The sequence below is a fragment of the Brevundimonas sp. genome (assembly GCF_016742135.1).
Lineage (GTDB): Bacteria > Pseudomonadota > Alphaproteobacteria > Caulobacterales > Caulobacteraceae > Brevundimonas.
Genome location: NZ_JACVCG010000002.1, coordinates 512,839 through 537,927, shown reverse-complemented (window position 1 = coordinate 537,927; position 25,089 = coordinate 512,839). Strand labels below are relative to the sequence as shown.

The window sequence follows — 25,089 nt, the reverse complement described above, 5'->3', positions numbered from 1 at the left end:
CTGTGCTGGTCCGGACGGTGCCCCGCCTAGTCGCCGCAGGCAAGGCCGAGCGTATCGGCCAGGGCTTTCAGGCGCCGGCGCGTCTGTTCGCCCAGCAGCATGTCGGCGTAGCCCTCCGCAGGCGTGAGCGTCAGGGTGCCGTCATCGATCGCAAGGCGCGCTCCGGCCAGTAGCTGGGGCGCGCGACCGGACAGGTCGCAGGCGAGGCGGATCGCCTGACCCAGCGCCCGGGCGTGACGGCGGCCTTCCTCGTCCAGCAGGCGGTTGACGACATCCGGCTGGGGCGTGGTGGAGGGCCCGCCGTAGCGGGCGTTGAGCGCGCATGCGAGGAAGGCCCGCTCTGCATGGGTCTGGCCCGGAACCGGCGCGCGCAGCACCTGCTCGAACACCAGTTCGACCCGGTGGTCGGGGTGAAGCCGCGCTCCCAGATCGCACAGGTGACAGGCGGCGGTGGTCAGGGTGCGGTCGCGCTCGCGTCCGAAGGTTTCCGGCAGGGCGGGCAGGACCGGATCGATCCAGGCCTGGACCGCGCCCGGCAACAGCGGCGAGATGCCCTGGCGCGCGCCCCAGGTGGTGCAGCCGGCGATCAGCGGATCGCTGGCCTGATGTGCGGGGGCAAGCGCCTCCTGCAGCAGGCCCTCTCGCAGGCCCCAGGCCGAGAACTCGACGGTCCTGAGCGCCAGCTTCTCGATCAGGGCCTCGAGCACGAGGGCGGCATAGGGCAGGGTTTCGGCGCGCCGGCGCGAGACCCCCGGGGTCCGGTCCAGCGACGTTCGCGACTGGCGCGAGACGAACCGGGCCACGTCGCGGGCGTCGTCGGCGGTCATGGCGTACTGATGCACGATCTGCAGCGGATAATCGGACAGGGTCATGTGCAGCTGGGCGATGCTGCGCCAGGCCCCGCCGACGGCGTGCAGGGTCGGCGTCTGGAAGTCAGCGGTCCTGCCCTTGAGCCGCTTGTCGATTCGGGCGCGGACCTTTTTGGCGTCGAACGCGCTGTCGTCAGCGAGCGAGAAGGGGCCGAGCGGCAGGGTGATGCCTTGCCCGACCTCGCCCTTGCCCAGACGGATCAGCTCCAGACTGGCCCCGCCCATGTCGGCCGCGACCCCCTCGGCGGCCGGATTCCCGGCCAGAACACCCCGGGCGGCATAGCGGGCCTCATCCTCGCCCGACAGGACCCGGATATGAAAGCCGGTCTCGGCGGCCACCCGCTCGCAGAAGGTCACGCCATCCGCAGCCTCGCGCACGGCGGCGGTAGCTGCGACGAAGACGTGGTGGGGCCGCACCCCCTCGATCACGGTCGCGAACCGGCGAAGCGCCGGCAGGGCCATGGCCACGCCCTCCTCGGACAGGCGGCCGGTCTGCGGCAGGTCACGGCCCAGACCCGCCAGTACCTTTTCGTTGAAGACGGTCCAGATGGCCCGGCCCTCCAGCCGGTACAGCACCAGGCGGACCGAGTTGGAACCGATGTCGATGACCGCGGCGTCGGTGGACGCCAGCCCTGTGGCCGGAGAGGACTCAGGCATCCGGACGTTCGTATCGCAGGGTGGCGGGAAGGGTTTTCACCTTGCTGCCGCGTCCGGACAGGCTGGGATTGGTCATGAAATAGCGGTGGGCCGAGAAGGGCCGTTCGGGATCGGCGGGCTTGAGCCGGTGATAGTTGCCGTTTGAATCCAGCTCCCAGCTCTGCGCGTCATCCTTGAGGTTGGCGACCATGATCTGGTCCAGCACCTGGTCGTGGACGGTGGCGTTCAGCACCGGCGCCATGACCTCGACCCGGCGCTCGAGATTGCGATTCATCCAGTCGGCCGACGAGATGAAGACCCTGGCCCGATCGTTCGGCAGGTCGCGTCCGTTGGCGAAGGCCACGATCCGGCTGTGTTCGAGGAACCGCCCGACGATCGACTTGACCCGGATGTTCTGGGACAGGCCCTTTACCCCCGGGCGCAGGCAGCAGATGCCCCGGATGACCAGGTCGATGCGCACGCCCGACTGGCTGGCGCGGTACAGGGCGTCGATGATGTCGGGATCGACCAGCGAGTTCATCTTGGCCCAGATGGCGGCGGGCTTGCCCCGCGCGGCGGCGGCCATTTCCTTTTCGATCAGTTCGATCAGGGTCGACTTCATATTGAGCGGCGAGACGACCATCTGCTCCAGATCGTCGGGCTGGGCATAGCCGGTGATGTAGTTGAACACCCGGTTGGCATCCCGGGCCAGCGCCGGCTGGCACGAAAACAGAGACAGGTCGGTGTAGATGCGCGCCGTCACCGGGTGATAATTACCCGTACCCACGTGACAGTAGGACCGCAGTCCGTCGCCTTCGCGCCGCACGACCACGCTCAGCTTGGAGTGGGTCTTGTACTCGACGAAGCCGAACACGACGTGCACGCCGGCCCGCTCCATGGCCCGCGCCCAGCGCAAATTGGCCTCTTCGTCGAAGCGGGCCTTGATCTCGACGACGGCGGTGACGTTCTTGCCGTTCTCGGCCGCCTCGATCAGGGCAGCGACCACCGGGCTGTCGCGCGAGGTCCGATAGAGGGTCTGTTTGATGGCGATCACGTTCGGATCGCGCGCCGCCTGCCGCAGAAACTGCACCACCACGTCGAAACTCTCGAACGGATGGTGGATCAGCATGTCCTTTTCGCGGATCGCGGCAAAGACGTCGCCGCCATGATCGCGCACCCGCTCGGGATAGCGGGGCTCATAGCCGGGGAATTTCAGGTCCGGATGCCCACCCGCGATCAGTTCCGACACCTGGGCCAGACCCAGCATGCCGTCGATCATCACCACGTCCTGGGGCTGGGCATGCAGTTCCCGGGTGATGAAGTCGCGCAGATCGTCGGGCATGGAGGCCTCGATCTTGATCCGCACGACCGAGCCCATGCGCCGCTGCTTGAGGGCCTCCTCGAACTCCATGACCAGATCTTCGGCCTCTTCCTCGATCTCGATGTCGGAATCGCGGATCAGGCGGAAGGTGCCCCGCTCCAGCACATCGCACCCGGGAAACAGGTGGTCGATGAACAGCATCAGCAGGCTTTCCAGTGTCACATAGCGCGTGCGCCCCTTGGCCGAGCGGCCGTCGGTGGCCAGAGGCCAGAACCGTTTGACCTGGGTCGGGACCGGCACCAGCGCATACAGGATCCGGTTGTCCCGTCGCCTGCGCAGCTTCAGCGCCAGCGAAAATCCGAGGTTCGGCAGGAAGGGAAATGGATGGGCCGGGTCGATGGCCATCGGCGTCAGAATGGCGAACAACTGATTCAGGAATTCGGGCTCCAGCCGCTCGCGCTCCGTCTTGGTGGCGCGGCTGGCGTCGATCACCTCAATGCCCGCCTGGGCCAGTTCGACCTTGAGCTTGCGCCAGCGCTTCTGCTGATGGGCCATCAACTCCCCGGCGGCTTCATTGACCCGCACCAGGGCTTCTCCGGGGGTCAGGCCATCGGCCGACACCACCCGCACCCGCTCTCGCACCTGGCCTTTCAGCCCGGCCACGCGGGTCATGTAGAACTCATCCAGATTATTGGCCGAGATCGACAGGAAACGTAGACGTTCCAGCAACGGATGGGCCGGGTTCGACGCCTCCTCCATCACCCTGCCATTGAAGGCCAGCCACGACAGCTCGCGATTGATGAACCGCTCGGGCGACGCCATCAGGGCTTCGGACAGCTTCAACTGAGGCGCGCGCGACGAGGGCACGACCTCGCCGACCGCCTGATCGGTGATGGACGACAGTTCGGGGGAAGGCGTTTCCGTCATGATAGGGTTCTGGCCCGGGCGAATGACAGTCGCAACCTCCGATCTCACTCCGGGGCGAACAGGTCGCCGCTTTCGTCCAGCACCCTGCGGGCCAGTACCCGGGTGACCGGGGCATGGGCCTGGTCCAGAAGGTCGACGATCCGCTCGACGCTGTCGGCCGACCGATGCACGCGCCGGATCAGATATTCGATCACATCGTCGGCCGGCTGCAGGCTGCGCTCGGCAAAGCGGGCCCGGAACATGGCGGTCAGCACGGCGTCGTCCGGAGCCTCGATATGCAGTACCAGCAGCCCGTTCAGGCGCGACTTGAGGTCGGGCAGGGTCACGGGCCACGATCCGGGCGGATCCCGCGACACCAGCAGCAGGGCACCGCCGGGGGCCTGGGCCAGATTCAGAAGGTGGAACAGGGTCTCGTCATCCACGGTCTCTGCGGCATCCAGCAGGAGGGGGCGGCCCTCCAGCTCCAGCGCATCGGCCAGGGCCACCTCCATGCCGTGAAAGGGCAGGGCGCCGACGCGCTCGGCCCACAGGCGTCCCAGATGGCTCTTGCCCGCGCCCGCAGGCCCATGCAGCGCCGCCGTGCCTCCCAGAGGGGTGGGCCAGCCCTTCAGCGCCTCATGGGCGGCCGCGTTCGAGGCCGAGACCACAAAGGCCTCCTCGTGCCCGCTCAGGCCGCGCCGGAGGGGCAGCCGCATCTGTCCGGATCTGTCGGCGGCGCCTGTCATGCCGCTGACATATCAGAACCCGGCCCAAAGCCATCAAGGTCCCCTGTGGTCAGGGGGGACAAGCGCCCCCGCCTGTGGATGAACGCTCAGCGCGGGCGCTTCAACCGACGCCATACAGCCTCGAGTCCGAGCGCCGCCAGCAGCGACAGCCCGGTCAGGGGGAAGATGATCCCCAGCGGCAGGACAATGCCCAGCACGGCGGCGCGGGCGCGTGGGTCTGTCGGCTTTGGTGGAGCGGTCAGGCCTGAGTCCCTCGGTCGCCGCTTCCACGCCATCAGGCCGCCGCTGATCCCCAGCACCCAGATGCCGATACACCCGAACAGCATCAGTAGCCGGTTAAGCTCGCCGTACTGCATGCCCTGGTGGACCGCGATGCCCCATTCAAAGGCCTTGGCGCCGCTGCCGAACTGGTCCCAGCGCAGGTCGCCGACGACCTGTCCGGTCGTGCCGTCGACATAGAGGCTGCGGGCGTCCTGGGCCCGTCGGGTCAGGCGCGACACGGTAAAGGCTAGAGACGGATCGGCGGGGATGGAGACGGTGTAGGGCAGGCCCATGCCCTCGGCATCGGCGGTCGCGATGACGCGGGACAGGATGCCGGGGCCCTCGCTGGGCGCGTGCAGCACGGCGTGCTCCATCGTCCAGCCGGTCCCGGACGGGGCATTGTGGCCCTTGCCGTGGCTCCACTGACTGGCGGCGGAGGGCGCTGCGGGGCGGCCGATGCCACTCTCGCGCATCACATTCATGAACCGGTCGCCCCAGACCGCTGACCAGGGCATTCCGGTCAGGGCGAGGAACAGGATGATCCCGCCAGCATAGAGGCCGGTCACCGCATGGGCATTGCGCCAGAAGGGCCGCCGGGCGGGATCGCCGGGGCGGGGCAGGGCGACGGCGACGTCGCGGCCCTTGCGCGGCCACCACAGGAACACGCCGGTCGCCACCAGAATGATGGCCCAGCCCGCGACGATTTCGACCAGAATATTGAAGGGCTTTCCGAACAGTTCGAGGCTGTGCAGCTTCTTGACGATCTCCATCAGGCCCTGACCGCCGACGGTGCCGGTCACCTGTCCGGTGTACGGATCAACGAAGGCGGTGCGTTCGCCCTGATCAGTGCGAACGCGAACCTGGACGGCCCGGTCCGGGCGGTCCGGGACCACGACGGCGGCCGCCGTGCCGCCGACGGCCTGTTCAGCGGCGCGCTGCCACTGATCGGGCGAGGTGCGGGTCTCGCGGATCTCGACGGTCGCGAGCGACCGGTAAGCGACGTCCTCGATCTCGGCCTTGTAGAGATAGAGGCCGCCGGTCAGGGCCATCAGCATCAGGACCGGCAGGACAAACAGCCCGGCAAAGAAGTGCCAGCGCCAGACAGTGCGGAAAGAGTCGGAAAGGGGTGGGGGTGATTGGGTCATAAAGCTCTGCCGGGGCGACGCGACCGCCGCCCCGGCCCTTTCCGGATCAGTAGTTCAGTCGAAGACCGACGAACAGCGAGCGGCCTTCGCCGGGCATGAAGACGGCGGTCGAGGCTGTGTGGGCGTCAGTGACGGCGCTGATTTCACTGACGTAGCGCTCGTCCGCCAGATTGCGGGCGTCGACGAACAGGGTGGTGCCGTTGTCGAAATCCCAGCCGCCGTTCAGGCCCCAGACGGTAAAGCCCGGTGCCTCGAGCGTATTGGCATAGTCGACCCAGACGTCGCTGATGCGCCACTCTACCGTGGGGGTCACGAACAGGCCGGACGGATGCCACCAGGTCAGCTCGGCCCGATACTGGTGCTCGGGCACGACCGGCAGGCGGTTGCCTTCCCACAGAACATCCTGATCGAAGCAGAAGTCATTGTAGTTATAGGTCTGGCGCAGCACGGCAGTGCCGCCGCCCGGCGTGATCGGCAGGGTCCATTCCAGTCCGGCCTCGAGGCCCTGATGGATGGTGCGATCCCCATTGAACGTCGCCGCCGGAATGTCGGGCCCGACGATATAGTTCAGGATCTCGCCGTCGATCCGGCTGCGATAGACGGTTACGTCCCAGGCCAGGGTGCCACGGCGGCCCCGGGTACCGATCTCGACCGTCCAGGCATCCTGGATGTCGACGGGGGTGAAGCCCGTCAGCGGCGCCTGCACCAGGGCGCCATAGGTCGGCGGTTCGACCGAGCGGGTGACGTTGGCATAGACCTGCCCGCCGTCCTCGCTCTCCCACAGCAGGCCGAAGCGCGGCGAAAACCAGTCCCAGGTGGCGCCGTCATTGTTGGCGGCGTTGCGGCGGTCGACATAGTCGCGGGTCGCCCGGCCGTAGGACCCGCCCGCCACAAGGGCGAGGCGATCGGTCACGAACAGTCGCCCTTCGGCAAAGACGTCCAGCCCCGTGGCGTCCTGCACGCCGTCGGCCGTGATGGCCCCCGGCAGGCCGCCTGTGTTGATGTAGCGCTGCACATCGACCTGACCGTCGCGATAGCTGAGGCCATAGAACAGGTCCGCCTTCATACCGCCGACCTCACCGGTCCAGTCGAACCGCCCGAACAGGCCGGTGGTGTGGCTGTCAGATTGCAGGACCTGGAAGATCGGGTGCCAGAGGTCCTTCTGCCAGCCCCAGACCGCGCCCTCGAACACGGTTGAATCGCCAAGGCGCCAGCGGGTCTGCAGCGTCAGCCGCTTGACGGTCAGGTCGCGTGCCTGATCGCCGGCCAGGGCGCTCGCGCTGGCCATTTCGGGGATGTTCAGCGCCTGCGTCAGGGTCAGGGCACCGGGCAGGTCCTGCTGGATGTCGCTGGCCTGAAAGACCAGCCGCACCTCGCGGTCCTCGCCGAACGACCGGCCGAGGTTGAGGGTCAGCCGCCCTTGCGACTGTTCGGCGTGATCGCGGTATCCGTCCGACTGCATGCCCGAGACGGCGGCATAGAGGTCCCAGTCGCCCCACTGGCGGGCCATGGCAAACTGCGCGCGATAGCTGTCGAACGAGCCGCCCTCGACGCGGAGCTGATTGTCAAAGGGGGCGGTGCGCCCGGTCACAGACACGATATTGACCGCCCCGCCCAGCTGGGCCCCGCCGAAGCGCAGGGTGTTGGCGCCTTTGTAGACCTCGATATAGCGCGCGCTCAGGACATCGATGGCCTGAAAGTCCGAAAAGCCGTCGGCGTCGGCGAAGGGCACTCCGTCCTGGGCGAACAGCACACCGCGCTGGTGGAAGCCCTGGGCGATGCCCGAGCCCCGGATCGACAGGCGGGCCTCCTCGCCATAGCGCTTCTGGGCCAGCACGCCGGGGACGTTGCGCAGGGTGTCATAGAAGCCTTGGGCAAAGCGGTCCTCAAAGGTCTCGGCGGCGACCACCGAGACGGCGCCGGGCGTGCGCGACAGGCGGGTGCGGGCCTCAGCGACCACGGGGGGCTCGTCCGGATTGCGGGTGCCGGTTACGATAATGGAATCGACCGTGATTTCGGTCGCGCCCTGGGCGAGGGTGGGACTGGCCACACAGGCCAGGGCCACCACGGATGTGGCGGCAAGAAGTCGGGATTTCACCTTGAAATGTCCTGAAAAGAGTCACGGGGGCGCACAGCCTGGGACAGGCCGGCGCAGGCAGATGAGACGTCTTCAGGCGTGCGGTGGAGCGGTCGCGGGGGGCTTGGGCGGATGGCGCGCAGCCGGACGGTCAGTCTCGGGAACCGGTGCGGGGGCGACGGCCCGCAGTTCGGCTGGAGGTGCCGCGAGCGTGACGGGTGGCACATCGACCGCCTGAAGGCCCGACAGCAGGGCCATGGCGCAGGTCAGGCCTGCGCGGTCGTCGTCATCCACCGGAACGGGATGGCCATCGGCGTCCACCCCGATGCGGACGATCTGGCCCGAGCACAGCTGAACCGGCGTGTCCGTGGCGGCCGAGGCGGCGACGGCGGACGGCAGCAGGCTGGCGAACACGATGGCGAAGGTCGCGGCCAGAATGGCCAGCGCCCGCGTCAGGCTGATGTCATCGACCGGTTCGCGCGTCACCATTCCCCTATGCTACATTGTAACGCCCGCGAAAAGCTCTTTCCGAAAGACGGTGTGACGTACCCCGATCCACCCGCACGCTTGACTTTCAGCGGCGATAATGCGCCCTTCCGCCCTCCCGAATTCTCCCCTTTTGACGACCGATCCAGACCCATGGCCGAGACGCATCTTTATCGCACTCACACCTGCGGCGCCCTTCGCGGCGACGATGCGGGCAAGACGGTCCGCCTGTCGGGCTGGGTCCACCGCAAGCGCGACCACGGGGGCTTGCTGTTCATCGACCTGCGCGACCACTATGGCCTGACCCAACTGGTGCTGCACCCCGAGACGCCGGGCTTTGAGGCCGTCGAGCGGCTGCGGGCCGAAAGCGTCATCCGTGTGGACGGCGAGGTCGTGGCCCGCTCGCCCGAGACCGTCAATGCGACCCTGCCGACCGGCGACGTGGAGCTTCAGGTCAAGGCCGTTGAGGTGCTGTCCGAAGCCGCCGAACTGCCGCTGCCGGTCTTTGGTGAGCCGGAATACCCCGAGGAGCTGCGCCTCAAGCACCGCTATCTCGATCTGCGCCGCGAGACCCTGCACAAGAACATTGTCCTGCGCTCGAAGGTGATCAGCTCGATCCGCCGTCGTATGGTCGATCAGGGCTTCCTTGAGTACCAGACGCCGATCCTGACGGCCTCGTCGCCTGAGGGCGCGCGCGACTTCCTCGTGCCGTCGCGCCTGCATCCCGGCAAATTCTACGCCTTGCCGCAGGCCCCGCAGCAGTTCAAACAGCTGCTGATGGTCTCGGGCTTCGACCGCTATTTCCAGATCGCCCCCTGTTTCCGCGACGAGGACCTGCGCGCCGATCGATCGCTGGAATTCTACCAGCTCGACGTCGAGATGAGTTTCGTCACGCAGGAAGACGTGTTCGCCGCGATCGAGCCGGTCATGCACGGCGTGTTCGAGGAGTTCGCGGACGGCAAGGCGGTTGATCCCTATCCCTTCGTGCGTATCCCGTATCGCGAGGCGATCTCCCTGTTTGGCACGGACAAGCCGGACCTGCGCAATCCGATCGAAATGTCGGACGTCAGCGAGGATTTCCGTGACGGGGGCTTTGGCCTGTTCAACAAGATCCTCGCGGCGGATGCGAAGAATGCCGTCTGGGCCATTCCTGCCCCGACCGGCGGCTCGCGCGCCTTCTGCGATCGCATGAACAGCTGGGCGCAGGGGGAGGGGCAACCCGGCCTTGGATACATCTTCTGGTCGGAGGACCAGGGTGCCTGGGGCGGTCCGATCGCCAAGAACCTGGGGCAGGACCCAGCCGACGCCCTGATGAAGTCCCTGGCCATGGGCAAGGGTGACGCTGCCTTCTTCGTCGCCGGTGACCCGTCCGTCTTCTACAAATTCGCCGGCACGGCCCGCACCAAGGTCGGCCAGGATCTGGACCTGATCGCGGACGACGCCTTCAAATTCTGCTGGATCGTCGATTTCCCGATGTTCGAGTGGAACGAGGACGAGAAGCGGGTCGACTTCTCGCACAATCCCTTCTCCATGCCGCAGGGCGAGATGGAGGCCCTTGAGACCAAGGACCCGCTCGACGTGCTCGCCTACCAGTACGACATCGTCTGCAACGGCTATGAGCTGTGCTCGGGCGCGATCCGGAACCACAAGGCCGAGATCATGCTCAAGGCCTTCGAGATCGCGGGCTATGATGCCTCGGTGGTCGAGGCCCAGTTCGGGGGCATGCTGAATGCCTTCCGCTATGGCGCTCCGCCGCACGGGGGGCTGGCCCCCGGCATCGACCGCATCGTCATGCTGCTGGCCGGTCAGACGGCGATCCGCGAGGTCATCGCCTTCCCGCTGAACCAGCAGGGCGAGGATCTGCTGATGAACGCCCCGACCGAGGCGGCCGAGCGTCAGCTCAAGGACGTTCACATCCGCACGGCACTGCCGATCAAGGTCTGAGGGCCACGGTCGGGCTGACGCCTCAGCGGCCGGCGACTACCACGCGGCGGGTCGGCGGCGTCGGCGGTTGCGGCGCGGCCGGCGGCTGAACCCGCGACAGATTGCGGCAGCTCCGGCCCGTCAGTCCTCCCGGCAGGCGGGTCGAGGAGTCGGCACAGGCTTCGCTGACCTGGGACTGGGTCAGGCCCTGCGACTGGCTGAGATCGGTGCCGCGTATGTCGGTCCGCTGCAGCGAGGCACCGGTGAAATCCGCCCGCGAGAAGGAGCCGCCCGTCAGCCGGGCACCGTTCAACTCGGCCCCGCGGAAGTCCGCCCCCGCAAAATTGCCGTTCGACAGGTTGGAGGCGGTGATCTCCGCATTGCGGAAATTCGCGCCGCGGGCATTCACATTGGCCAGGGTGACACCGAACAGCTCGGTCCCGCTCAGATTGGCTCGCACGAGAACAGCGCCATTCATATTGGCCCCGCCCAGGGCTGCACCGGACAGATTGGCCCCCGACAGGTCGGCGCGGATGAAGACCGATCCCACGCCCTCGATGCCATCCATCCGGGCATCGGTGAAAACTGCGCCCGAGAAGTTCGCGGCCACCAGACTGGCCCCGCGCAGGTCGGCCCGCGTGAAGTCGGCCCGGGAAAAGTTCGAACCGACCAGTTCGGAGCCCCGCAGATCCGTTTCCACCAAGGTGGCGTCGATGAAGGTGGCGGCGGTGAAGGTGGCTCCGGACAGGTTGCGCCCGGACAGCTCGCAGCGCCGGCAGGTGCCGCCGAGAGAGACCACGCGGGCGACATCCGGGTCTTGCGGAAAAATCTGGAATGTTCCGGTCCGCCCCAGGGGCACGACCTCAACCTCGCGGGTGAAGCGGGTGTCCTGACGGTCGGTTTCGCCGCGCGCGTCCCCGGCCCGCGCCGTCGTGGCGACCAGGGCCGTCAGCAGCGCCAGTCCGATCAGGGCGGTCCGGCCGCTCCGGTCAGGCTTCGCAAAGGGGATCGCGAGAGTTTTCACACCTTCTCCATGCCGTCATTCCCCACAAATCCCTACTTAATTCGGCGTAAGGATCGAGCCCCTCAGCAGGCGGGAATGCGCAGCGAACCAGGCAGGCGAGTTTCGGCATCGCCGCAGGCCCGGTCCAGCTGGCGTTGGGTCAGGCCGGTGGCGCGCTGCATCTGCGCCCCGGAAAAGTTCACCCCGTCCAGGCGGGCCCCGGAGAAGTCGGCCCCCTCCAGATAGGTACCGACGAAATTGGCATTGGTCAGATTGGCCCCGCCGAATCGCGCGCTGGAGAAGACGGCCCCATAGGCGTCGACATCGCGCAGGTCGGCATTGGTGAAGCGCGTCCGGTTCATGACGGAGAGGCTGAGGTTCGCCTGGCGCAGGCGCGCCCGCGACAGGTTGAGACCGCGCGCCTCCATATAGGAGAAGTCGCCCTGGAACAGGTTGCAGCCCGGGCAGCTCTGGCCCGCTCGCACGCGCGCGATCTGGCTGGCGTTCTGGGCCATGACCGGCTCGGGCAGGGCGGTTGCCAGCACCAGCACGGCCGCGAACAGGCCAAGGGCGCCAGAAGGAGAGGGTCGGGTCATGAGGGGTGTCCCATCCGGTGTCGATCAATCTCGGCCATGCAAGTATCACACCGTCCGTGCGCCGGTCATGGCGTGATCCATCGCTGGACGCGCCCGGCGGCGGTTCGTATGATGCCACACCGGCGCGCACAGGTCCGCGCCCTTTGACATGACTGGGTTTCCTGACGTGCTGGCAAAGCTGTTTTCGTGGTGGAGTGGTGCGACCATCGGCACGCTGTTCACAGTGGCCAAGCGCGGTCGCCTGGTCGGCACGGATGCCCTGGGCAACCGCTATTACGAATCGCGCGACACCCAAAGCTATGACGGGCGTCGTCGGCGCTGGGTAATCTATGACGGCTATGCCGAGGCGACCAAGGTGCCGCCCGACTGGCACGGCTGGCTGCACTACACCTTTGACGAGCCCCCGACCGAGGATGCCCTGCACCGTCAGAGCTGGGAAAAGGACCACCTGCCGAATCTGACCGGCACGCCTATGGCCTGGCGTCCGCCCGGCTCGGTTCTGACCGAGGGGCGTCGACCCGCCGCGACCGGCGACTATCAGGCCTGGACGCCCGAATGAAGCGCCCGGCCCGCATTCTGGGACTGGTTGTGGCCGCCACGCTTGCGGTCGGTGGCGTCGGCGTGACCGCCGCGTTGAACGACCGCCCCCAGGACGCGCGCCCGATTCAGGACCCGCCTGCCAACCCGGCTCCGGCCCAGGACCCGGCTCCGACCAATACACTCGGACCGACCGAGACCGCGCCCAACGCCCAGCCGGCACCGAACGCGCCCGTTCCGGTACCCCTGACCCCCGAAGAAACCACCGCCGCGCTGAATCAGGCCCGGCGGAACGAACCGCTCAATCAGATCGAGGCCCCGGCCCCGGCCGAGGCGGCTGAGGTGGCCACCGAAGAGACGGTCGAGGCCGTTGAGGCCCCGACCGAACCCGACGGGCCTCCGCCCCCGCGTCAGCGCCGCCGCGTCGCCGTGGTCCAGGCGGTCGACAAGGTCACGGCGGAATCGATCCGATTCGAGGTCGAGGTGGGCGGTCGTCCGGTCGCCTTCAAACGCGAGCTCATTTTTCGGGTGCGCGCCTGTGAGGTCTCGGCCGAGGAGGAACGCGACCAGGAAGCGGCCGGCTATCTCGAGATCAGCCTGCAACCCCGCGGCATAGTCACAGGCGCGGAGCCGCGTCAGATCTTCCGCGGCTGGATGTTCTCGTCGTCGCGCGGCCTGGGTGTGCTGGAGCACCCGGTCTATGACGCCTGGCTGGTCGACTGCCGCGCATAGGCCACGGCTTGCTCGCCGGTCATGGCGGCCCGGAACGCTTCCATGTCAGGGGCCTGTTCCAGCGCCGGACGCAAGGCCCGCATGTACAGGCCATGCGGGACGTCAAGGATGTTGAACTGCTTCAGGTGAGCGTTGACGAACTGGGCATCCAGCAGGCGGAAGCTCGCCCTGTTCAGGCGCGCCACCAGATGCACCAGGGCGATCTTCGAGGCGTCTCTCTGGCGGGTGAACATGCTTTCGCCGAAGAACGCCGCGCCGATCTGAACCCCATAAAGCCCGCCCACCAGGGTGTGCCCTGCCCAGCATTCCACGCTGTGGGCATGACCCTGTTCGTGCAGCCGCGTATAGGCCTCTTCGATGCGCCGGTTGATCCAGGTGTCCCAGCGGTCACGGATCAGGGCGGCGCAGCCCGCGATCACCTGCGGGAAGTCGGCGTTGACCCGCACCTCCAGCTCCGTCGTACGCACCGTCCGGGCGAGACGCGCAGGCACATGGAAACTGTCAAGGGGAATGACGCCCCGAATGTGCGGGCGAACCATCACCAGTTCGTCAGCCTCGCGGCTGTCCGCCATGGGAAAGGCCCCCTGGCGATAGGCGTGCAACAGAAACTCGGCGGTCAGTGCCTCGGGCGGGATCGGGGTGGCGAGCGCCTCGCTCAGCTGGCCGGTCCCTTCTGGCGCCTGGCCCAGTTCTCCAGCCAGTGGATGTCGTAATCCCCCGACAGGATGTCCGGCTCGGCCAGCAGCTTCTGGAACAGGGGGATGGTGGTATCGATCCCGCCGACGACCATCTCGTTCAGGCTCCGCTTCAGCCGGGCGAGGCAGGCCTCCCGGTCGCGACCATGCACGATCAGCTTGCCGATCAGGCTGTCATAATAGGGCGGGATCGTATAGCCGGCATAGATGGCGCTATCCATGCGCACGCCCAGGCCTCCGGGCGCGTGATAGTCGGTGATGGTGCCGGGCGAGGGGGTGAAGGTCTCGGCATTCTCGGCATTGATGCGGCACTCGATGGCGTGCCCCTCAAAGCGGACATCCTCCTGACGGAAGCTGAGCGGCTCGCCCGCGGCGATGCGGATCTGCTCGCGGACCAGATCGACACCGGTGACCATCTCCGTGACCGGATGCTCGACCTGCAGCCGGGTGTTCATCTCGATGAAGAAGAATTCGCCGTCTTCCCAAAGGAATTCGATGGTGCCGACGCCGAGATAGCCGATGGCGGCAATCGCCTTGTTGACCGTCTCGCCGATCTGGGCGCGTTCGGCCGCCGACAGGGCGGGCGAGGGGGCCTCTTCGAGGATCTTCTGGTGGCGCCGCTGCAGCGAACAGTCGCGCTCGCCGAGGTGAACCACATTGCCGTGGCTGTCGGCCACGACCTGAAGCTCGATATGGCGCGGCTTCTGCAGGTAGCGCTCCATATAGACCGCGCCATTGCCAAAGGCGGCCTTGGCTTCGGACTGGGCCGTCTGCACGGCCTCGACCAGATCGTCGGCGGTCAGCGCCACCTTCATGCCGCGTCCGCCGCCGCCCGCCGCCGCCTTGACGATCAGGGGGAAGCCGATGGTCTTCGACGCCGCAATGGCCGCCTCGATGGTCTCGACCTCGCCGGCCGAACCCGGCACGCAGGGGATGCCGGCATCCAGCACCGTCTGCTTGGCGGTGATCTTGTCGCCCATGATGCGGATGTGCTCGGCCTTCGGGCCGATGAAGGTCATGCCGTGCGCCTCGACGATCTCGGCGAAGCGGGCGTTTTCCGACAGGAAGCCATAGCCGGGGTGGATCGCCTGGGCGCCGGTGATCTCCGCCGCCGCGATGATCGAGGGGATGTTCAGATAGGACTTGGCGGCCGGGGCCGGGCCGATGCAGACACTTTCGTCCGCCAGCCGCACCCACATGGCGCCCCGATCGGCTTCCGAGTGCACGGCCACGGTGGAGATGCCCATCTCCTTGCAGGCGCGGTGGATACGCAGGGCGATTTCACCCCGGTTGGCGATCAGGACCTTGCTAAACACCGGCTCAGGCCTCGAGCAGGATGAGGGGTTCGCCGAACTCGACCGGCTGGGCGTCGCCCACCAGCACATCCGCGACCACGCCGTCGCGCGGGGCCTGGATGGGGTTCATGGTCTTCATCGCCTCGACGATCAGCAAAGTCTGACCCTTCTTGACCTTGTCGCCGATGTTCACGAACGGCGGGGCCTCGGGCGAGGCCTGCAGATAGACGGTGCCGACCATCGGCGATTTCACCTCTTCGCCCGATTTGGCGACGATGGTGGCCGGATCGCTCGGCATGGACGCTGCCGGAGCCGGCACGGCCGCAGGCGCTGGGGCCGCCGCCGGAGCCGGGGCCGCCGCATAGGTCACCGGGCCGGCCGCGACCGTCAGCTCGCGCGCCACGCGGATTTTCAGTTCCCCGCGCTCAACCTCGATTTCCGAGAGCTCGGTCTCCTTGAGGATGTCCGCCAGCTGGCGCACCAGATTGGTGTCGATCTCGGCGTCGTTCGGCAATTTCTTCTCAGCCATAGGTGAGTTGACCTTCTTGTTCATTCTTCAACGAGCCACGGCCTCAGCGCGTTCCTGCGCCAGCCTCAGCGCGGCCTTGACCGCCAGCTCGTAACCATGGGGGCCGAAGCCCGAAATAATGCCGGTCGCGACCAGCGAGACATAGGAATGGCGCCGGAATTCCTCCCGCGCCGCCGGATTGCTCAGATGACACTCCACGACGGGAATGTCCAAGGTCTTGAGCGCATCCAGCAGGGCAATCGAGGTGTGGGTAAAGGCCGCCGGATTGATCACCAGAGCCCGGGCGGTGCCCCGTGCCTCGTGAATCCACTCGACCAGCTGGCCCTCGTGGTTCGACTGGCGAAAGACCACGGGCACACTCCCCGCCGCCGCTTCGCACAGAGCCTGGATGTCGGCCAGGGTCTCGCGCCCATAGATGTCCGGCTCACGCTCTCCCAGAAGGTTGAGGTTCGGGCCGTTCAGAACGTGGAGGGCGAGAGTCTCGGGCATTGCGCTCATGGTAAGGGCGGACCGACCGGAATCGGACCCGCCTTTTAGCCGAGGCGGGGCGGTTATCAAACCGGACGTGAGAAAGATTGCCCCTGCGGCAACCGGGCGCGGCAGGGCGCGTCGTATCGGCCTCTGGCGCCCCATTCCGGAATGCGGCAAGGGGGCGGGAAATCCCCCTCTCCGGAGACTGCCTTGGACCGCCTCAGACAGATTGTGACATCGCCCCGGACCGAGCGATTCATTCTCGTCCTGATCATCCTGAATGCCATTACCCTGGGGCTGGAGACCAGTTCCTGGGTGATGGACCGCATCGGCCCGGTGCTGCTGGTGCTGGACAGGATCGTGCTGGCCGTCTTCGTGATCGAGGTGGTGGCGCGGATCGCCGTGCACCGGCTGGCCTTCTTCAGGGACCCGTGGAGCTTGTTCGACTTTACCGTGGTCGCCATCGCCCTGATGCCGGCCGCCGGGCCGTTCTCGGTCCTTCGCGCGCTCAGGATCCTCAGGGTGCTGCGCATGATCACCATCGTGCCGTCACTCAAGCGGGTGGTCGGGGCCCTGATCAGCGCCCTGCCGGGGATGGGCTCGATCGTCCTGCTGATAGGGCTGATCTTCTATGTGGCGTCGGTGATGGCGACCAAGCTGTTCGGGGCCGACTTTCCCCAGTGGTTCGGATCGATCCCGGCCTCGGCCTATTCCCTGTTCCAGATCATGACGCTGGAAAGCTGGTCGATGGGTATCGTCCGGCCGGTGATGGAGGTCCAGCCCTATGCCTGGATGTTCTTCGTGCCCTTCATCCTCAGCACCACCTTCACCATGCTGAACCTGTTCATCGGGATCGTCGTCAACGCCATGCAGGCCGAGCACGAGGAAGAGGCAAAGGCCGAGCGGCACAGGCTGGAAGAGGACCTGCGTCAGGCCAGCGAGGAGCGTCAGCAGGTCCACGCGGAGGAAATGGCCGATCTGGCCGCCCTGCGCGCCGAGATATCGGACCTGCGACAGGCCATGACCGATCTGACCGCCAGCCTTTCGCGCCGGCCCGGCTAGCTGGAGGCCGCGCGCCTGTGCTAGGCGGGCCCCCTGCCGAGGAGGGACGCCGCCGTGCTGCAAATCCAGGTCAATGGCGAGGACCGCGAGGTCGCTGCCACCACCCTGACTGGTCTGGTCGAGGAGCTGGGCCTCGACCCGCGCAAGGTCGCCATCGAGCGCAACCTCGAGATCGTTCCGAAGTCCCTGCATGCCACCACAGCCCTGACCGACGGCGACCGCATCGAGATCGTCCAGTTCGTGGGGGGCGGGTGAATTTCGCTTCACGCCTCTTTTGCCGGATGCGCGGGAGGCCTAGGTGTCGCCCATGACTGATCCACACTCCGACACCTGGACCGTTGCCGGTCGCACCTTTTCCTCGCGGCTGATCGTCGGGACCGGCAAATATGCCGACTATGCCCAGAACGCGGCGGCGGCCGAGGCGGCGGGGGCGGAGATCGTCACCGTGGCGCTCAGGCGAGTGAACCTGTCCGACCCCAGCCAGCCCATGCTGGTCGATCATGTGAAGCCCGACCGGTTCACCTATCTGCCCAATACGGCCGGCTGTTTCACCGGCGAGGATGCGGTCCGCACGCTCAGGCTGGCGCGCGAGGCGGGCGGCTGGAACCTGGTCAAGCTGGAAGTGCTGTCGGACACGCCGCACCTCTACCCCGACATGCCTGAGACGCTGCGGGCACTGGAGATGCTGGTCAAGGACGGCTTTGACGTCATGGTCTATTGCACAGACGACGTGGTCATGGCCCGTCATCTGGAAGAGGCGGGGGCCGCCGCCATCATGCCGGCCGCTGCGCCCATCGGCTCGGGGCTGGGCATCCAGAACCGCGTCAATGTGCGGCTGATCGTGGAACAGGCCAGGGTGCCGGTGCTGGTCGATGCCGGGGTCGGCACGGCCTCTGACGCGACCATTGCCATGGAACTGGGCTGTGACGCTGTGCTGATGAACACCGCGATTGCCGAGGCGAAGAACCCGATCCGCATGGCGCGCGCCATGAAGCATGCGGTGATCGCCGGGCGCGAGGCCTATCTGGCCGGCCGCATGCCCAAGCGCCGCTACGCCAGCGCCTCGTCCCCGCTCAGCGGGCTTATCTAGCGGGCGGCCGCGATCGCCTGGGCGATGGCCTCGGGCGCATTGCTGGCGCTGGCCCGGCCGTTGATGAAGAAGGTCGGGGTGCCGTCCATGCCGACTGCCCCCGCGCCCGCCTGAACATCGGCCAGGATGCGGCTGATGGCCGGGGCATTCAGCGCCGCACCGTCCGGGCCGGTGTCGACGCCGTTCTCGGCGAGAATCCGGTCGATGGTTTCATGCGACAGGGCGCTTTCCGCCATCAGGGCCTGGTGGACGGCCAGATATTTGCCCTGGCTGTGGGCGACCAGGGCGGCGCGCGCGGCGTGCTGGGAGACGGTGCTGCTGCCGGCGTCCAGAATCGGCCATTCGCGGAAGACGAAGCGCACGTCGGGGTGAGTGCGCATCAGTTCCATGACGCCCGGTGTCGCCGTCTTGCAGTAGGGGCAACGGTAATCGAAATATTCGACGACGGTCACCGCCGCATCGGCAGGGCCGAACACCGGCTCGCCCGGTCCGGGCTCCAGCACCTGGGGCAGGGCGGCGATCCCCGCATTCAGCCGCTCGATGCGCTGGGTCGCGGCCCGCTGGTCCCGGGCCTGAAGCATCTCGTCCAGGATCTGGGGGTTCTCCACCAGATAGGTCCGCACCCGGGTTTCAAAGCCGCCCCCGAAGCTGGCCCAGACGGACAGGCCCAGCGCGAGAACGGACACCGCCACCGCCGCCTGCACACCATACCGCGCCAGCCAGCCAGTCGAGGGCGTGGGCTGTGGTGCCGGTTCCGGCTGGATGGCTTCCGGAGCGGGGGACGGCTTGCGCGCGGCGCGGCGCCGGGATGCGGGTGGTGTGTCGGTCATGGAGTTCCTGAGGGGCGGCCCTGGTTCAGGCGTTGGGGAGGCAGCACCCCCGTTGGCCGTCTGGCCGTCGATTCGTCCAGAACCCTGAGGTCATCCATGGTCGCGCCGGACGCCAGAATGATGTCCATGGCGCGACGCCATTCCATCGAACCGGGCTCCAGCATGTCACGCGCGCGCAGGGCGAACTGCGTGGCCTGGTCGGTCCGGCCGACGGCGAAATAGTATTCGGCCGAGGCCAGCCGCGCCTCGCCCTCCCTTCCCAGCTGGGAATAGGCCTGGCCCAGAAGGCGCCAGGCCATGGGGTTGTCGTGCTCCAGCACCGTGGCCTGCTTCAGTTCGCTGACCGCCCGCTCCAGCAGGTCATTGTTCCGCGACTCCAGCAGGGCATGACCCAGGTTGATGCGGAGCAGGGGGGCGTCGGGCATCAGATCCACCGAGCGCTGGTGCGCCTCGATGGCCTCGACCGGCCGGCCTTCCTCGAAAAAGATTTGACCCTTCAGCTCCCAGAAGAAGGGATTTTCGGGCTGCTCCTCGATCAGGGCGTCGATGGCGGCCAGCGCCCGATCCGTCTGGCCATCGCGGAACCAGGCGATGGTCCGCGCATAGCGGGCGGGCAGGGAGGTATCGCTTTCCGGATATTTGCGCAGGGTGATTCCGGGGTGGTCCATGAAGGCATGGATCTTGGCGATGATCAGGGCGTGCTGGGCCATGTGCTCAGGGCTGTCGACCTGGTCATAGTAGGGCGAGGCTTCGACCGGGCGGCGCAGGTTCTCGATCCGCCGCGACGACAGGGGGTGACTGCGGAAATAGGGAAAGCGGCGGGCTTCCGAGAACACTTCCTGGGAGCGGAAATTCTCGAAAAATTCGACCAGACCGCGTCCCGACAGTCCCGCGGCTTCCAGCGCGCGGGCCGCGGTGATGTCGGCCTCACCCTCCTGGCTCTGCATATAACGAAGGGCGCCCAGGGTTCCGAAATACTGGCTGGAGGCGACCAGCATGGCGGCGGCGTCCGGTGCCCCGGCCACGGCCGCGAGCGCCCCGAGCGCCATGGTCATCAAAAAGGGCTGCATGCCCGCCTGCTGCACCCCGTCGCGCAGGGTGTGGCGATTGCGGATATGCCCGCCTTCATGGGCGATCACGCCCAGCAGCTGGTTTGGATTGTCGGTCTCAAGGATCAGGCCGGTGTTCAGCCCCATGATACGCCCGCGCGTGGCGAAAGCGTTCAGGGACGGATCATTGACCAGCAGGATGGTGATCTCGTCCGGCTCCAGACCCATGGCGCGGAACACGGGCGCGGACCAGTCGTGGATGATCCCCTCGATCTCCGTGTCGCGGATGATGCTCTGGGCGTGGGCATGCGCCGGCAGCGCCAGCAGCGCGGCCACGGCGACGGCCACGCCGGTGATGCGGGAAACGGATCGCTTAAGCCAGCTCAAGGTACGCTCCTGTCCGACGGCGACCGGCCGGGTCGCCCTTTTCCGGGATCGTCATTGGTCGCCGGGCGACAAGGCCAAACAATGGCCATCCCGCCCGGCATGATCGGTCGCCGTGATCATCCCCCATGTGGGGACGTCAGGTCAAAGACGCCACCAGCCACGCTTGGGCTTGGGCGGCGGCGCCGTGATCTGGTTCGGATCGCTGGCCAGGATTTCCTCGACGTCGATCGTCTTGCGTGCGGGTGCGGGCTTGCTGACGACCACGGGCTCCTCGGCTGCCGGAGGCGCGGAGGCTTCCACGACGACAGGTTCCGGTGCTGCCTCCATCTCCGGCTCGACCGGGGTTGAGGACTCCGTGTCAGCCTCGGCCCCGGCTTCGACGGGGGTCTGATCGCCCGCAGCCTCGACCGCCTTGCGGCGCACGCGGCGGCGTTTCGGAGCGGGTTCGGCCTCAACCGGCGTGGCGTCGGTCACTGGCTCGGTCACTGGCACGGAGGTTTCGCCCTCGACCAGGGCGGTGACCGCCGTGTCGACCGGCTCTTCGTCGATCATGCCCTCGCTGGCGGCGCGGGCCTCGGCGCGCGCGCTGACATCCTCGGAGCCCGCCCGATCCCGACCGCGACCGCGCCGACGGCGACGACGACGGCCGTTGCCCTCGCGTTCGCCCTCATTCTCGCCGTCATCATTGGCGGGATGACCGTCGGGCCTGTCGGCCTGCGCGGCACCCGGCTGAGCCACGTCCGTGTCGCCGTGCGGGTTGATCGGGTCGAACCAGACATAGGGATCCGTCAGTGAAGGCGTGCGGCCCCGCACCCAGTTGAAGCCGTCCCGTTCGCTGTCCTCGCGCACGCGGCGTCCCCCGCGACGTCCCCGGCGGCGGCGGCGGCCCCCGTCTTCGCCCTCATCGTCGGAGGTTTCAGGAGCCGGACCGCGTGACCGGCTGCGCTCGCGCGGTGCCCGCTCGGCGTCTTCCGCATCTTCTTCGGATGCGACGTCGAAGTCCTCATCCTCGTCTTCGTCTTCGTCCTCATAGGCCTCGTCAAAGGCCAGATCCTCGACGGGCATGTCGTCGACCGGCAGGGCCTCGGCTTCGGGGGCGACGAAATCCGGATCGGTGGTCAGGCGCTCGATGGTGTACTCACCCGGTGCCAGGCTCTCGTCGACCGAGACCATGACCACCACACCGCGCATCCGGGCCATGGTGTCCAGATAGGCGCGCTTGTGGTTCAGAATGTACAGGGCGGTGTCCAGCGGGACCTTCAGGCCGACCGTACCGGCGCCATTCTTGCCGACTTCGATATCGACGCCGCGCAGCATCATCAGGGCCGCAGACTCCGCCGAGCGGATCCGGCCGGCACCCTGGCAGTGCGGGCAGACCTCGGTCGCGCCTTCGATCACGCCCAGACGACGACGCTGGCGGCTGATTTCCATCAGGCCAAAGTCCGAGATGCGGCCCATCTGGATGCGGGCGCGATCCTTGGCCAGCGCATCCTTCATGACCTTCTCGACGGCCCGGTTGTTCTTCGACTCATCCATGTCGATGAAGTCGATGACCACCAGCCCGGCCAGGTCGCGCAGCCGCAGCTGGCGCGCGGCCTCGACGGCGGCTTCCAGATTGGTCTTGTAGGCCGTCTGTTCGACGTTGCGCTCCTTGGTCGCGCGGCCCGAGTTGACGTCGATGGCGACCAGCGCCTCGGTCTGGTTGATGACCAGATAACCGCCGGACTTCAGCGGCACGGTCGGCTGGTGGATCTGGGTCAGCAGGTCCTCGATGCCGTGGGCGGCGAACAGCGGCCTTGAGCCCTGGTACAGATGCACCTTCTTCGCTTGGGACGGCATCAGCACACGCATGAAGTCGCGCGCCTGCTTCCAGCCCTCATACCCCTCGACCTGAATGCCGTCGAAGTCCTTGTCGAACATATCGCGGACGGCGCGCCGGACCAGGTTCTCCTCTTCGTAGATCAGGCTGGGGGCGTTCGAGCTCAGCGTCGTTTCGCGGATCGTCTCCCACAGCCGCAGCAGATATTCATAGTCGCGCTTGATCTCGGCCTTGGTGCGCTTGGCCCCCGCCGTGCGGATGATCAGGCCCATGCCCTTGGGCACGTCCAGCGCCGCCGCCGCCGCCTTCAGCCGCTTGCGGTCGGTGGCCTGGGTGATCTTGCGCGAGATGCCACCGCCCTTGCCCGTGTTGGGCATCAGCACGCAGTAGCGCCCGGCCAGCGACAGCCAGGTCGTCAGGGCCGCGCCCTTGGCGCCGCGCTCGTCCTTGACCACCTGCACCAGCAGAATCTGCCGGCGGCGGATGACGTCCTGGATTTTGTAGCGCCGCATAAGGCGACGCTTCAGGCGCTCTTCGTCGGCAAGGCCGCCTTCCGACTCGCCGTCGTCGCTCTCGCGGCCCAGGTCGTCGTGCTCGTCCTCATCGGACGGTGCCTCGGCCATGATTGCTTCCCGGTCAGCGACCGGAATCTGGTAATAGTCCGGGTGGATTTCGTTGAAGGCCAGGAAGCCGTGGCGATTGCCGCCATATTCGACGAAGGCGGCCTGAAGGCTGGGCTCTACCCGCGTGACCTTGGCCAGATAGATGTTGCCGCGAAGCTGGCGGCGGGCGCGGGATTCAAAATCGAACTCCTCAACCTGGCGCGCTTCCACGATGGCGACGCGGGTCTCCTCGGCATGAGCCGCGTCGATAAGCATTGTCTTGGACATGAAGGGTCTTTCCTGGGCGCGCCGGTCCCCGCCCGCCGGGACGTGTCCCGGCTGGTCGAGCGGCTCGCCGATTTAAATGAGGGGCATGGACCTGGATGAACCCCGCGCAGACGGTCAGGCCGTCGGCTATGCGATCAGGTTCAGTCTCCGGATTCGAACGGGTCGAAAGGCCCATGGTCGTGTGTGTTCCTGAAACACGGCCTGCCTTTTGTCAGACAATCCTTTTCGCAAGGCGTCCTTCATTGGCGGGTCCGGTTCCGCCCTGTCGTCCGTCGGTCAGGCCGTGCGGGCGTCAGAAGGGTGGGATCGGGGCTGATGGCCGCACGGCCCGCACAAACGGGCCGCGACCGCAGCAACAAGACAATAGGCAGCCCGCGCACGAATTGAAAGCGGCATGGTCTTAACGGAATCCACAGAGGCCTGTGTCAGGGATGATCTCACCGTAAATCGGTCCTGTGATGGCTGTGGTTACGACAGAATGCGCGCGACACTGAAGTTCGATCTGGCTCGATGGGGGGCAAGGGAATGGGCCATGACCGCCCTGGCTCTCGTCGTGCTCTGCGCCCTGCTTTTGACGGCGACCCGCGGACTGGCCCTCGGCGTCGAGGGTGATGTTCTGCGCGTCCGCTTCGGTGGCGACGCCCAGCGCACCCGCGTGGTGATCGACCTGGACGCTTCGACGCGGGCCACGGTGGTCGAGGCCGGGCGGGACGGGCGGCTGGTGGTCGATCTGGATGATGTGCGCGCCGGGCGGGATCAGAACGGGCAGGGCATGGGGCTGGTACGCGCCTATCGCGTGGCCCAGGTCGGCAGTCGCTCGCGGGTCGAACTGGCGCTGGCTTCAGGGGTTGAGGTCGAAAGACGCTTTCTGCTGTCCCCCGGCGATGGCGTTTCCCATTACCGCTATGTGATTGATCTGAAAGCCACGAGCGAGGTGCCCGCCGCCCAGGCCATGCCCTCGCCCCGCGCTTCCGCCGCGTCTGCCCCCCGCAATCGGAGGGGAGACCAGAGGCCCTTGATCGTCATCGATCCCGGCCATGGCGGACGTGACCCCGGCGCGTCGGGCCAGCAATCGCGCGAAAGCGCCGTGACCCTGGCGGCCGGCCTGGCGCTCAAGGCCGAGCTGGAGCGCACGGGCCGTTATCGCGTCCTCATGACCCGCCAGACCGATGTCTATGTCGGCCTGCCGCGCCGGGTCGAAATCGCGCGCGAGGCGGGTGCAGACCTGTTCATCAGCCTGCATGCCGATGCCGGCAATGATCCCGCCACGCGGGGTGCCAGTGTCTATACCCTGTCGGAACAGGGTGCGGGCCGGGCCGTGCGCGAGTTTACCGGTCGCGACGACTGGCACCGCGACCTGCACCTGCCGGGTCAGGACCCCTCGGTCGACCGCATCCTGCTGGATATGACCCAGCGCTCGACCCAGAACCGCTCGGCGCTGTTCGCCCGCTCACTGCTGGGCGAGATCGAGCGGACCGGTCACCCCATGCTGCGTCGCAGCCACCGTGACGCGGGTCTGGCCGTGCTGCTGGCCCCCGACGTCCCCGCGGTCCTGCTGGAAATGGGCTTTGTCACCAATCCCGAGGACGAGCGTATCCTGATGGACGAGCGCCGCCGCAGAGAGCTGATGCGCGGCGTGGTGCGGGGCATCGACATCTATTTTCAGACCCTTGAGGGGCCGATTCGCTATGCTGGCTCTCCGGAGGCGGGCGGCAACCCCTGACAGAGGCCTTC

General features: G+C 67.2%; 22 protein-coding genes. 7 read left to right on the top strand and 15 right to left on the bottom strand.

Features of this window, described 5'->3' with window-relative positions:
• Positions 1-26: 26 nt before the first annotated feature.
• The 6 genes from IBJ06_RS06290 to IBJ06_RS06265 all read right to left on the bottom strand — a co-directional run bounded on the left by IBJ06_RS06290 (position 27) and on the right by IBJ06_RS06265 (position 8,450).
• The gene (locus IBJ06_RS06290; protein WP_292158303.1) at positions 27-1,526 is read right to left on the bottom strand and encodes a Ppx/GppA phosphatase family protein; all 1,500 of its coding nucleotides are present in this window, start codon (positions 1,524-1,526) and stop codon (positions 27-29) included.
• A complete protein-coding gene (locus IBJ06_RS06285; RefSeq protein ID WP_292158301.1) occupies positions 1,519-3,753 on the bottom strand; it encodes an RNA degradosome polyphosphate kinase in 2,235 nt (744 codons plus the stop codon). The genes IBJ06_RS06290 and IBJ06_RS06285 overlap by 8 nt, the downstream gene beginning before the upstream one ends.
• 44 nt (positions 3,754-3,797) lie before the next feature.
• A complete protein-coding gene (locus IBJ06_RS06280) occupies positions 3,798-4,448 on the bottom strand; it encodes a DnaA/Hda family protein (RefSeq protein ID WP_292158299.1) in 651 nt (216 codons plus the stop codon).
• Between the two features lie 116 nt (positions 4,449-4,564).
• On the bottom strand, positions 4,565-5,884 hold the full coding sequence (locus IBJ06_RS06275) for a PepSY domain-containing protein (RefSeq protein WP_292158297.1): 1,320 nt from the start codon (positions 5,882-5,884) through the stop codon (positions 4,565-4,567).
• A gap of 46 nt (positions 5,885-5,930) precedes the next feature.
• Complete coding sequence (locus IBJ06_RS06270) at positions 5,931-7,982, bottom strand: TonB-dependent receptor (protein ID WP_292158295.1); 2,052 nt, start codon at positions 7,980-7,982, stop codon at positions 5,931-5,933.
• Between the two features lie 72 nt (positions 7,983-8,054).
• Positions 8,055-8,450: a hypothetical protein gene (locus tag IBJ06_RS06265; RefSeq protein WP_292158293.1), complete on the bottom strand. Its 396-nt coding sequence runs from the start codon at positions 8,448-8,450 to the stop codon at positions 8,055-8,057.
• Between the two features lie 150 nt (positions 8,451-8,600).
• Here IBJ06_RS06265 and aspS point away from each other — a divergent pair, with 150 nt between their 5' ends.
• A complete protein-coding gene (gene aspS, locus IBJ06_RS06260; RefSeq protein WP_292158291.1) occupies positions 8,601-10,391 on the top strand; it encodes an aspartate--tRNA ligase in 1,791 nt (596 codons plus the stop codon).
• A gap of 22 nt (positions 10,392-10,413) precedes the next feature.
• On the opposite strand, the gene IBJ06_RS06255 is transcribed toward aspS, so the two are convergent.
• Together IBJ06_RS06255 and IBJ06_RS06250 are read right to left on the bottom strand one after the other, a co-directional pair.
• A complete protein-coding gene (locus IBJ06_RS06255) occupies positions 10,414-11,394 on the bottom strand; it encodes a pentapeptide repeat-containing protein (RefSeq protein WP_292158288.1) in 981 nt (326 codons plus the stop codon).
• Positions 11,395-11,456: 62 nt separating this feature from the next.
• Positions 11,457-11,969 (bottom strand): pentapeptide repeat-containing protein, encoded by a 513-nt coding sequence (locus tag IBJ06_RS06250; RefSeq protein ID WP_292158286.1) that lies wholly within the window; start codon positions 11,967-11,969, stop codon positions 11,457-11,459.
• Between the two features lie 166 nt (positions 11,970-12,135).
• Here IBJ06_RS06250 and IBJ06_RS06245 point away from each other — a divergent pair, with 166 nt between their 5' ends.
• The gene (locus tag IBJ06_RS06245; RefSeq protein ID WP_292158544.1) at positions 12,136-12,528 is read left to right on the top strand and encodes an NADH:ubiquinone oxidoreductase subunit NDUFA12; all 393 of its coding nucleotides are present in this window, start codon (positions 12,136-12,138) and stop codon (positions 12,526-12,528) included.
• Positions 12,525-13,238, top strand: a complete 714-nt coding sequence (locus IBJ06_RS06240; RefSeq protein WP_292158284.1) for a DUF2155 domain-containing protein — start codon at positions 12,525-12,527, stop codon at positions 13,236-13,238. Before IBJ06_RS06245 ends, IBJ06_RS06240 begins: the two co-directional genes overlap by 4 nt.
• On the opposite strand, the gene aat is transcribed toward IBJ06_RS06240, so the two are convergent.
• From aat to aroQ, 4 genes are read right to left on the bottom strand one after another with little or no spacing between them, the layout of a single operon-like run.
• Positions 13,205-13,840, bottom strand: coding sequence for a leucyl/phenylalanyl-tRNA--protein transferase (aat, locus tag IBJ06_RS06235; RefSeq protein WP_292158282.1), 636 nt, complete (start codon positions 13,838-13,840; stop codon positions 13,205-13,207). The genes IBJ06_RS06240 and aat overlap by 34 nt on opposite strands.
• Positions 13,841-13,893: 53 nt before the next feature.
• Positions 13,894-15,249: an acetyl-CoA carboxylase biotin carboxylase subunit gene (accC, locus tag IBJ06_RS06230; protein ID WP_292158280.1), complete on the bottom strand. Its 1,356-nt coding sequence runs from the start codon at positions 15,247-15,249 to the stop codon at positions 13,894-13,896.
• Positions 15,250-15,253: 4 nt separating this feature from the next.
• Positions 15,254-15,757, bottom strand: coding sequence for an acetyl-CoA carboxylase biotin carboxyl carrier protein (accB, locus tag IBJ06_RS06225; protein ID WP_292158277.1), 504 nt, complete (start codon positions 15,755-15,757; stop codon positions 15,254-15,256).
• Between the two features lie 27 nt (positions 15,758-15,784).
• Positions 15,785-16,246, bottom strand: coding sequence for a type II 3-dehydroquinate dehydratase (gene aroQ / locus IBJ06_RS06220; protein ID WP_292158275.1), 462 nt, complete (start codon positions 16,244-16,246; stop codon positions 15,785-15,787).
• 192 nt (positions 16,247-16,438) lie between these two features.
• Here aroQ and IBJ06_RS06215 point away from each other — a divergent pair, with 192 nt between their 5' ends.
• Genes IBJ06_RS06215 through IBJ06_RS06205 form a run of 3 tightly spaced genes read left to right on the top strand, consistent with a single transcriptional unit; the run spans position 16,439 to position 18,380 of the window.
• Entirely contained in the window at positions 16,439-17,290 is an 852-nt protein-coding gene (locus tag IBJ06_RS06215) for an ion transporter (protein WP_292158273.1), read from the top strand.
• Between the two features lie 57 nt (positions 17,291-17,347).
• Positions 17,348-17,545: a sulfur carrier protein ThiS gene (gene thiS, locus IBJ06_RS06210; protein WP_292158542.1), complete on the top strand. Its 198-nt coding sequence runs from the start codon at positions 17,348-17,350 to the stop codon at positions 17,543-17,545.
• Positions 17,546-17,597: 52 nt separating this feature from the next.
• Positions 17,598-18,380 carry a thiazole synthase gene (locus IBJ06_RS06205; RefSeq protein ID WP_292158271.1) on the top strand — a complete coding sequence of 261 codons (783 nt, stop codon included), beginning with the start codon at positions 17,598-17,600 and terminating at the stop codon, positions 18,378-18,380.
• On the opposite strand, the gene IBJ06_RS06200 is transcribed toward IBJ06_RS06205, so the two are convergent.
• The 3 genes from IBJ06_RS06200 to IBJ06_RS06190 form a co-directional block, all read right to left on the bottom strand.
• The gene (locus tag IBJ06_RS06200) at positions 18,377-19,210 is read right to left on the bottom strand and encodes a thioredoxin domain-containing protein (protein ID WP_292158269.1); all 834 of its coding nucleotides are present in this window, start codon (positions 19,208-19,210) and stop codon (positions 18,377-18,379) included. The genes IBJ06_RS06205 and IBJ06_RS06200 overlap by 4 nt on opposite strands.
• Complete coding sequence (locus IBJ06_RS06195) at positions 19,207-20,646, bottom strand: M48 family metalloprotease (RefSeq protein WP_292158267.1); 1,440 nt, start codon at positions 20,644-20,646, stop codon at positions 19,207-19,209. The genes IBJ06_RS06200 and IBJ06_RS06195 overlap by 4 nt, the downstream gene beginning before the upstream one ends.
• A gap of 141 nt (positions 20,647-20,787) precedes the next feature.
• Positions 20,788-23,355, bottom strand: a complete 2,568-nt coding sequence (locus IBJ06_RS06190; protein ID WP_292158264.1) for a ribonuclease E/G — start codon at positions 23,353-23,355, stop codon at positions 20,788-20,790.
• Positions 23,356-23,887: 532 nt separating this feature from the next.
• On the opposite strand from IBJ06_RS06190, the gene IBJ06_RS06185 reads away from it, so the two are divergent.
• The gene (locus tag IBJ06_RS06185; protein ID WP_292158262.1) at positions 23,888-25,078 is read left to right on the top strand and encodes an N-acetylmuramoyl-L-alanine amidase; all 1,191 of its coding nucleotides are present in this window, start codon (positions 23,888-23,890) and stop codon (positions 25,076-25,078) included.
• The last annotated feature ends 11 nt before the right edge of the window (positions 25,079-25,089 follow it).